Origin of the sequence: Pseudorhodoplanes sp. (assembly GCF_046289595.1) — a bacterium.
In the GTDB taxonomy this organism is placed as follows: Bacteria; Pseudomonadota; Alphaproteobacteria; order Rhizobiales; family Xanthobacteraceae; genus Pseudorhodoplanes.
On sequence record NZ_JBKBVB010000162.1, the window covers coordinates 1 to 8,227 of the forward strand.

Annotated in this window: 10 protein-coding genes; 8 read left to right on the forward strand and 2 right to left on the reverse strand. The window is 63.5% G+C overall.

The features are described 5' to 3' along the window. From ACK41X_RS21670 to ACK41X_RS21695, 6 genes are all read left to right on the forward strand, one after another. A partial coding sequence (locus ACK41X_RS21670; RefSeq protein ID WP_409727793.1) for a flavin reductase family protein occupies window positions 1–425 on the forward strand: 425 nt, incomplete at its 5' end. Window positions 426–438: 13 nt separating this feature from the next. Beyond that, on the forward strand, window positions 439–855 hold the full coding sequence (locus ACK41X_RS21675; protein WP_409727796.1) for a RidA family protein: 417 nt from the start codon (window positions 439–441) through the stop codon (window positions 853–855). A 211-nt stretch (window positions 856–1,066) separates the two neighbouring features. Further along, complete coding sequence (locus ACK41X_RS21680) at window positions 1,067–2,095, forward strand: PotD/PotF family extracellular solute-binding protein (protein WP_409727799.1); 1,029 nt, start codon at window positions 1,067–1,069, stop codon at window positions 2,093–2,095. Between the two features lie 66 nt (window positions 2,096–2,161). Then, window positions 2,162–3,043, forward strand: coding sequence for an ABC transporter permease (locus ACK41X_RS21685; protein ID WP_409727802.1), 882 nt, complete (start codon window positions 2,162–2,164; stop codon window positions 3,041–3,043). Then, window positions 3,043–3,861 (forward strand): ABC transporter permease, encoded by an 819-nt coding sequence (locus tag ACK41X_RS21690; RefSeq protein WP_409727805.1) that lies wholly within the window; start codon window positions 3,043–3,045, stop codon window positions 3,859–3,861. The genes ACK41X_RS21685 and ACK41X_RS21690 overlap by 1 nt, the downstream gene beginning before the upstream one ends. Continuing rightward, on the forward strand, window positions 3,842–4,978 hold the full coding sequence (locus ACK41X_RS21695) for an ABC transporter ATP-binding protein (RefSeq protein WP_409727808.1): 1,137 nt from the start codon (window positions 3,842–3,844) through the stop codon (window positions 4,976–4,978). The genes ACK41X_RS21690 and ACK41X_RS21695 overlap by 20 nt, the downstream gene beginning before the upstream one ends. Before the next feature lie 67 nt (window positions 4,979–5,045). Here ACK41X_RS21695 and ACK41X_RS21700 read toward each other — a convergent pair whose 3' ends face one another. After that, the gene (locus tag ACK41X_RS21700) at window positions 5,046–5,699 is read right to left on the reverse strand and encodes a DUF1028 domain-containing protein (protein WP_409727811.1); all 654 of its coding nucleotides are present in this window, start codon (window positions 5,697–5,699) and stop codon (window positions 5,046–5,048) included. A gap of 40 nt (window positions 5,700–5,739) precedes the next feature. Here ACK41X_RS21700 and argE point away from each other — a divergent pair, with 40 nt between their 5' ends. Together argE and ACK41X_RS21710 are read left to right on the forward strand one after the other, a co-directional pair. Next, window positions 5,740–6,924 carry an acetylornithine deacetylase gene (argE, locus tag ACK41X_RS21705; RefSeq protein WP_409727814.1) on the forward strand — a complete coding sequence of 395 codons (1,185 nt, stop codon included), beginning with the start codon at window positions 5,740–5,742 and terminating at the stop codon, window positions 6,922–6,924. Further along, window positions 6,921–7,361: a GlcG/HbpS family heme-binding protein gene (locus tag ACK41X_RS21710; RefSeq protein ID WP_409727817.1), complete on the forward strand. Its 441-nt coding sequence runs from the start codon at window positions 6,921–6,923 to the stop codon at window positions 7,359–7,361. The genes argE and ACK41X_RS21710 overlap by 4 nt, the downstream gene beginning before the upstream one ends. Window positions 7,362–7,366: 5 nt before the next feature. On the opposite strand, the gene ACK41X_RS21715 is transcribed toward ACK41X_RS21710, so the two are convergent. Continuing rightward, window positions 7,367–8,227: hypothetical protein (locus ACK41X_RS21715; RefSeq protein ID WP_409727821.1), on the reverse strand; the 861-nt coding region annotated here is incomplete at its 5' end.

Genomic DNA, 8,227 nt, shown 5'->3' on the forward strand with positions numbered 1-8,227 from the left:
TGCTGACCACGGACGGCGTTGGCGGGCGCGCCGGCGTCACGGTTTCGACGCTGTGCTCGCTGTCGATGGAGCCGCCTTCGGTGATCGCCTGCGTGCATCGCGACAGCCGCGCGCTGGAGACCATCCTGAGGAACGGCGTGTTCGTTGCGAATGTGCTCGCCGAGGACCAGGAGCATGTGGCCAAAGCCTTTGCCGGCATGATCCCGGAGCTGCGCGACAACCGTTTCGGCAATGCCGCCTGGACCACGCTTGTCAGTCAGGCGCCTGCCCTGCAGGGTGCGCTCGCCAATTTCGATTGCAAGGTCGCCTCCACCTTCGATTTCGGCACCCATCGCATTCTGGTGGGCGAGGTCACCGAAATCGTCAGCAAGGAGAGCGATCCGCTGCTCTTCATCGATCGCAGCTTCCGACGACTGGCTGCATAGGAGTACCGGCGCCGTGTCCCATACCCGTATCCGCAAGTTCAACACACGCGACGCCTATCCCGAACAAAAGCTCGACAACGATGTCTGCATGGCGGTGCGCGCCGGCAATACGGTTTATCTGCGCGGACAGACCGCGATGGACCTCGACGGCAACATCGTTGGCGTTGGCGATGCTGCGGCGCAGACCGAGAACGCGATGAAATGCGCGAAGATTTTGCTGGAAGAGGCCGGCGCGAAACTCGAAGACGTGGTCAAGGTGACGATCTACATCACCGACCGCGCCTATCGCGAGCCGGTATATCGTGTCGTCGGCAAATGGCTGAAAGGCGTATTCCCGGTCTCGACCGGGCTGATCGTGCAGGGGCTCGCCAAGCCCGAATATCTGATGGAGATCGACATTATTGCTGAAATACCCGCGGATCGCACCTGATCCGCGGCAAACCGCCGCGCGCGTGTCGGGCGCGACGACGGCGGAGATCGAAACGCGAATGTCCGTGTCCTATGATCGAGGTCAGGGCGGCACGGGTGAGGAAACTGAAAGGATGGGCAAGGGATGGCAGGCGACTGCCGTCCTCGATTTGCGTCTCCCGATGGCGCGCAACTTGCTTGCTCTCGGGTCGATCAACAGAGGGAGTAACAGCATGAAACGAATACTTCTTGCATCTGCGGCAATCGCGGTCGGCCTGTGGGCCATGCCGGCCATGGCGCAGGAAAAGCTGGTCGTCTCGGTCTGGGGCGGCAGCTGGAAGGATCTGGTCGAGCAGACCGTCGCAAAGCGCTTCAAGGCCGAAACCGGCGCCGATGTCGAGTTCATCACCGGCGGCACCATCGATCGCCTCAACAAGGCGAAGCTCGCCAAGGGCAATCCCGAAAGCGATATTACCTTCACCACCTCGCATGTCGGCTGGCTCTATGCCAATGACGGCCTGTTCGAAAAGCTCGACCTGAGCAAGATTCCGAACGCGAAGTCGCTGGTGGATCAGGCCAAGATCAGCCCCTATCACATCGGCTCCTGGGCCTATGTCTACACGATCGGTTACCGGCCCGACATGGTGCCGGCCGGCATGACCTTCGAGTCCTGGAACGATCTCTGGAATCCGGCGCTGAAGGGCAAGATTTCCGCGCCCGACTTCGATGCCAGCCATCTTGTTGTGGTATCGGCAAAGCTCGCGGGCGGCGACGCCGCGGCCTGGGAAAAGGGCAGCGACAAGCTGAAGGCGCTGAAGCCGAACTTCAAGGCGTTTTACGCCAACGACGCCGGCTCACAGCAGCTGATGCAGAACGGCGAAGCGCCGGTTCAGGTGATGCTGTCGATGAACGCCTATCACATCGCCAGCCAGGGCGTGCCGGTGAAGCTCGCGATCCCCAAGGAAGGCGCGGTGCTCGGCATCGACACCATCGGCATCATGCAGGGCAGCAAGAAGCAGGATCTTGCCTACAAGTTCATCAACATCATGCTCGACCCTGAAATCCAGAAAGAAGTCGCGACCATGAAGAAGGGAAGCCCGGTCGTGACCAATGCCAAGCTGCCGGACGATGTAGCCAAGCTCCCCGGCGTGTTCACCACACCCGAGCAATGGAACAAGGAAGCGCTGGTGATCGACCACAAGCTCCGCGCCGAGAAGACCGGCGAATGGCGCAAGTGGTTCACCGAGAACATCATCAACTGACGATGCTCGCCGGGCCCGCCATCGCGGCGGGCCCGGCTCTTTGTTGGCGTTACCGGAACAAGTCCCTTGGATCAGGCAGGATCGACCCCAGGCGCCGCGCAATCACGGCCCTTTCTGAAGTTGTTCACGGCGCCGGCCGTACTGACTGCGGCCGTCTTTGTCGTGTCGATGCTGGCGATCCTGCAATACAGCGTCCGCGCTCATATTCCAGGCTCGCTGAATGTCGGCGGCTTCACGCTGGCGAATTTCACCTCGATGCTGCACCCGCTTTATGCCTGGGTGTTCATCGATACGGTCTGGCTCTGCCTGATGACCGCGGTGCTCAGTCTGATCTTCGGCTATCCGCTGGCCTATGCGCTGGTGCGCTCGAAGAGCCTCTTCATCAAGTCCTTCATCCTGATCGTGACGGTGACGCCGCTGTTCCTCGGCGAAGTGGTGCGCACCTATTCCTGGATCGTGGTGCTCGGCAACAATGGCTTCATCAATTCGCTGCTACGCGGCGCCGGCATCATCGAGCAGCCGATCCAGCTTCTGTTCACGATCACCGGCGTCACCATCGCGCTGGTCCATGTCACATTGCCGGTCGTCGTCGTGATGCTCGCCGCCGCCATCGCCCATATCGATCCGGATTACGAGAAGGCGGCCGAAAGCCTCGGCGCCGGGCCGGTGCGCGTCTTCCTGACCGTGACATTGCCGCTGTCCGGTCCGGGCATCGTCGCCGGTCTCACCACCGCCTTCGCCTGGACCTTCAGCGCATTCGCGACGCCCCAGCTCGTCGGCGGCGGCAAGGTCAACATGGTCTCGAACCTCGTCTATCAGCTCGGCTTCGCGAATTTCAACTTCCCGTTCGCGGCGGCGTTGTGCGTCGCCGGCCTTGCGCTCACCTATGTCTCGATCGCGGCAATGCGCATCACGCTCCGCCCGCTCGAGAAAGTCGGAGTGCATTGATGGCGAGACCCATATCGCACCGCATGCTGGGCTTCGCCGGCAAGGCGCTGGTCGTCGCCGTGCTGGGCTTCATCATCCTGCCGGCCGTTGTCGTCGCCATCGCATCCTTTAACGACAAGGCGATCCTGTCCTTCCCGCCGCAAGAATTATCGCTGCGCTGGTTCTACAACGCCGTCAATTATCGGGACTTCCGCACCGGCTTCCATAATGGCCTGATCGTGATGCTGGCGTCGTCCTTCATCGCGCTCATCGTCGGCTCCGCCTTTGCCTTTGTGATCGACCGCTATACCTTCCGCGGCAAGCAAACGCTGGAAGGATTGCTGCTGGCGCCGCTGGTCGTGCCGCACTTCACGGTCGGGCTCGGCATCCTGATCTTCGCCGCCCAGATCGGGCTGACGCGGACCTTTACGATCGTCGTCGCCTGCCACGTCATTCTGGTGCTGCCTTTCGTGTTGCGCAGCGTCTATATATCGTTCCGCAACCTCGACCAGCGCCTCGAACTCGCCGCCGCAAGCCTCGGCGCGCAGCCCTGGCGGGTTCTGTTCACCGTGACCCTGCCGCTGCTTACGCCGGGCCTGGTGAGCGGCTGGCTGTTCGCGGCGATCCTGTCGTTCAACGAATTTACCGCCTCGCTCTTCGTCACCGCGCAGCGCACCCAGACTCTGCCGGTGGCGATGTACAATTACGTGCGCGAATATGCCGATCCGACCATGGCTGCATTGTCGGTGATCTTCATTGTGGTGACGGCGACTCTGCTTGCTTTGGCCAATGCGTTTCTCGGTCTTGGAAAGGTGCTGAATGTTGAGCAGGCCCGGTAGTTCCCCGGCAACCCAGGTCGACACGGCTGGAGCTGACATCGCCGTCCGCCTCGATGGCGTGACCAAGCGGTTCGGCCCGGCCACGGCGCTCGATCAGGCCTGGCTGACAATCGGTCGCGGTGAATTCATGACACTGCTTGGCCCGTCCGGATGCGGCAAGACCACGCTGCTCAACCTCGTGGCCGGCTTTTTGTCGCCGAACGAGGGTGAAATCTTCATCGACGGCAAGCTCGTCACCGACGTTCCCGCCTTCGCCCGCCAGACCGGCATCGTGTTCCAGAATTACGCGCTGTTCCCGCATATGACGGTCGCCAACAATGTCGCCTATGGATTGAAGGCGCGCCACGTCGCCAAGGACGAGATCAGACGCCGCGTCACCAACATCCTGGCCATGATGAAGTTGACCGGCTTCGAGGACCGCAAGCCGCGCGAACTCTCCGGTGGCCAGCAGCAGCGCGTGGCTCTGGCGCGCGCACTCGTGATCGAGCCGAAGGTGCTCCTGCTCGACGAGCCATTCTCAGCGCTCGACAAGAACCTGCGGGCCTCGATGCAGGTCGAGGTCAAGGAGGTCCAGCGCCGGCTTGGCGTCACCACGATTTTCGTCACCCACGACCAGAGCGAAGCTTTGTCGCTGTCCGACCGCATCGCAGTAATGTCTCAGGGCCGGATCTGCCAGATCGACACGCCCGAGGCGCTCTACCGCAAACCGGCGGACCGGTTCGTCGCGTCCTTCATCGGCGAAGGCTCCTTGCTGCGTGCAACCATCGAGCAGGTGCAGGGCGACACTGCCATCGTATCGATCGGGCGCGCCAAGGTCGCGGTGCCTTCCGCGCCGTTATCGGGGCTTGCGGCAGGCACCGATGCCGACCTGTTCGTGCGGCCGGAGCATCTCCATGTCGCCCCGCAGGACGCCTGCGCCATCGAGGGCCGCGTCGCCGCCGCCATCTATCAGGGCGGCCATGTCGATCTTTATGTCGATACGCCGCACGCCGCGAACGAACGACTGATGATGCGGATCGCCGCGCGCGATGCGGCCGGGATTTCCGGGACCGGCGCGCCGATCGCCATCGGTATCAGCGGCGAAGACGCGGTCGCCTTTCCGCGGCCCCGGGTCTGAGGCGGCGTCAAGGCGTTTTCGAGCGAAGCGGGCATCGGTACGCGTGACGAAACCGCGTCAAATGACTCTAGAAACCCGGTGCGGTGCCCGGCGCACGCGCACGGGATTCATATGCCGCACGCTGCGGCGCGTAGAGAGTCCAGATGCGGCGCAATTCGCCGATTGGATCGTCGTGCCAGTCAACCCGCAGATCGACCACCGGCCAGTCGAAAATATCGGCGACATGGAGTCCTGCGGCATGCTCGTCGCCGGTCTCGCCGCCGGCGTCCAGCCCGGCTTCGAGCGCGCGCATCAGCCGTTCGGCGAGCGGCTCGCCTGCGGCTGCGACATAGCCCGCGATCATGCGCGCAGGAACGTCGGACGATGCGAGCAGATTGCCAAGCGCAAGGCAGGACGGCCCTTCGGCCAAGGCCGCTACCGGCAAAGCTTCGTCGCCGGAATGCAGCGCGATCTGTCCATAACGGTCGATCACGCCGATCTGGCGGTATTCCGGCTGCGGCGTTCCTGCCAACAGAAGCTGCAGCACGGCCTTGGCGCCGAGGCCCTGACGCAGCAAATTCTGACCGGCGGGTCCGAGCGCGGGATCGGTGATATTCTGCGTCGACACTGCGCCGAGCGGTCCGACCCAGGCACAGCGACTGGCGACACAGATCGACGAGGAGGTGATGGCGATGCCGAAGGCTCCGCTCTTCTCGCATCGCGCGGCAATCGAATAGGTCATGGCGGTGATCCCGGTTTTCCCGCTTCGGTGATGACACACAATGGCCTCTGAGCAAAGCACGACTGCGATCCTCGATCGCCTGATCGGATTTGCCAGCATGAGCAGCGAATCCAATCTCGATATCGTTCAGTGGATCGAGAATTATCTGTCGCAGCATGGCGTCGCCTCGCGCCGCATCCCCGATCGCAGCGGCCGCAAGGCCTCGCTGCTTGCGACCATCGGCCCCCTGGATCGCCCCGGCGTGGTGCTGTCGGCGCATACCGATGTGGTTCCGGTTGCGGGGCAGGACTGGTCGAGCCCGCCATTCGTTGCGACCATGCGCGATGGCAGGATCGTCGGACGCGGCGCGACCGACATGAAGGGCTTTATCGCCTGCGCGCTGGCGCATGTTCCGCAGTTCAAGGCGTCCGCGACGGCAACGCCGATCCATCTCGCGCTGTCGTATGACGAAGAGGTTGGCTGTCTCGGCGCGCCGGATCTCGTTGCCGAGGTTGCGGCGAATCCCGTCAGGCCGGCGCTCTGCATCGTCGGCGAGCCGACCGGGCTTGCGGTCGGCTATGCACACAAGGGAAAGGTCGCTCGCCGTGTCGTCGTGACGGGGCGTGGCGGTCACTCGGCCTTGCCGCATCGCGCGGCCAACGCTGTCATTGCCGCCGCCCGCATTGCGGCCGCGCTGGAAGACATGGCGCAGCAAGTGGCGCGTCACGGCGCGCGTCATCAAGCGTTCGACCCGCCCTATACCACGATCCATGTCGGCTCGCTGCATGGCGGCACCGCGCTTAATTTCGTGCCGGACCGCGCCACGCTCGAATTCGAAATCCGCTACACGCCGGGCACCGATGTCGCCGCAATGCTCCGGCAGGCCGACGCGACCATCGACGCCGAGCGAGGCAGACTGAAGGCGCAGGCGCCGGAAGCCGCCATCGTGGTCGAGGACATGGCGTCTTATCCGGCGCTGATGACCGAAGCGGCAAGCCCTGCCGTGACTGCGGTGCAGCGTCTCGCGAACGGCGGCAGCGGGGCGACAACGCTCAGTTTCGGCACCGAGGCCGGGCTCTACGCGCAGACCGGCATCCCGACCGTGGTCTGCGGCCCAGGCGATATTGCCCGCGCGCACAAGGCCGACGAATGGGTCGGCATGGACGAACTGGCGGCGGCCGATGCGATGATGCGCAGGCTCGCGGCCGAACTCGGAAAACCGGCGGAGGAATGGATCGGGCGATGACACACGACAGGAAGGCAACGACGAAGCCGTCGATCAAGCTGACCCATCACGGCGCGATGATCGCGCTTCAGGCGGCGATCGCCAAGGCCGAGGAGCTTGGCGTGCCGCAGAACATCACGATCGTCGACGACGGCGGCAACATGCTGGCCTATATCCGCATGGACGGCGCCAAGCTCCTGTCGGCCGAGACCTCCAAGAGCAAGGCGATCACCGCGGCCTCGCACCGGCAGCCGACGTCGCGGCTCGATCCGGCGCTGGAGGTGAAGCTTGCCATCGCGGCGGGCGGCCGGCTGACCAATCTCGAAGGCGGATTGCCGATCGTCATCGACGGCATCTGTGTCGGCGCGGTCGGCGTCGGCTCCGGCACCGGCGCACAGGACGTCGAAGTGGCGCGCGCAGCACTCAAGGGAGTCGGCGCCGACGACCAGATTCCCTGACCGGCTTAACGCTCGCGCTCGATCAATGCGGCGATCGCGGCAATGCGTCCGCGGGCGAATTGCGGCAGGCCGGCGCTGATCGACTGACCGCTATTGAAGGAGCTGCGTCCCATCAAAAGCTGTGCCGGGACGAGATTGCGCAGGATCGGCGCGTTCAGGAAGTCGCGCTGCTTGGTCAGCATGTCGCTGCGGATCGCGAGTGCCAGATAGACGGTGACGACCGACGCATCCGGGACCGACGGATGCTGCTGGATCGCCGCCAGGATCTTTCCTGAATGGATCACCTGGTTGACCCAGAAAATGCTCAGCTCGAATGTGCCCGCGACCGGGGTATCGATGCCCGTCAGCTGCGGCAATTCGCTGAACTGCAATTCACTCGCGGGCCGCAGGCGGATCTCGCTCTGGAACTCGATGAAGTCCGGGATCGGCTTCTTGACCTCGTCGCGCAGCTTGTTCACCAGAAGAATGCCTGCGGGAATGCGGCCCTCGAACTTGTAGCGCGACTGAAAACAGGCGGCTGCGTCCTGGCACCAGCTGCGCAATGGCGCGCGATTATGCGATTTCGGTTCCTTGTTCGGGATCGCATCGTCCGCGCCGATCGGCTGATGCTTGATCGCGGGATCGAGCTTTTCGAGGAATGAGATATTCGTATAGCGCGACAGATCGAAGGCCTGCGGCGGCTTCGCCATCCGAAACCGCGCTTCCGCCACATACATCGAAAGCTTGATCCCCGGCGGCTCGCGAAATTCCGGGAACAGCGCCAGAAAGCGGCGCTGCAGCGGGTGTTTGGCGATCCATTCCTCGAACGGTACAAGCTCGTTTGCCGCATCGGTTGCCTTCTCCGCGCGCTGCTCGGCGAAGACGAT

What these genes read in the sequence shown, in the direction of transcription:
- ACK41X_RS21695 (WP_409727808.1), top strand. Translation starts at nt 3,842, where the DNA reads ATGTTGAGCAGGCCCGGTAGTTCCCCGGCAACCCAGGTCGACACGGCT.
- ACK41X_RS21690 (WP_409727805.1), top strand. Translation starts at nt 3,043, where the DNA reads ATGGCGAGACCCATATCGCACCGCATGCTGGGCTTCGCCGGCAAGGCG.
- ACK41X_RS21680 (WP_409727799.1), top strand. Translation starts at nt 1,067, where the DNA reads ATGAAACGAATACTTCTTGCATCTGCGGCAATCGCGGTCGGCCTGTGG.
- argE (WP_409727814.1), top strand. Translation starts at nt 5,740, where the DNA reads ATGGCCTCTGAGCAAAGCACGACTGCGATCCTCGATCGCCTGATCGGA.
- ACK41X_RS21710 (WP_409727817.1), top strand. Translation starts at nt 6,921, where the DNA reads ATGACACACGACAGGAAGGCAACGACGAAGCCGTCGATCAAGCTGACC.
- ACK41X_RS21700 (WP_409727811.1), bottom strand. Translation starts at nt 5,699, where the DNA reads ATGACCTATTCGATTGCCGCGCGATGCGAGAAGAGCGGAGCCTTCGGC.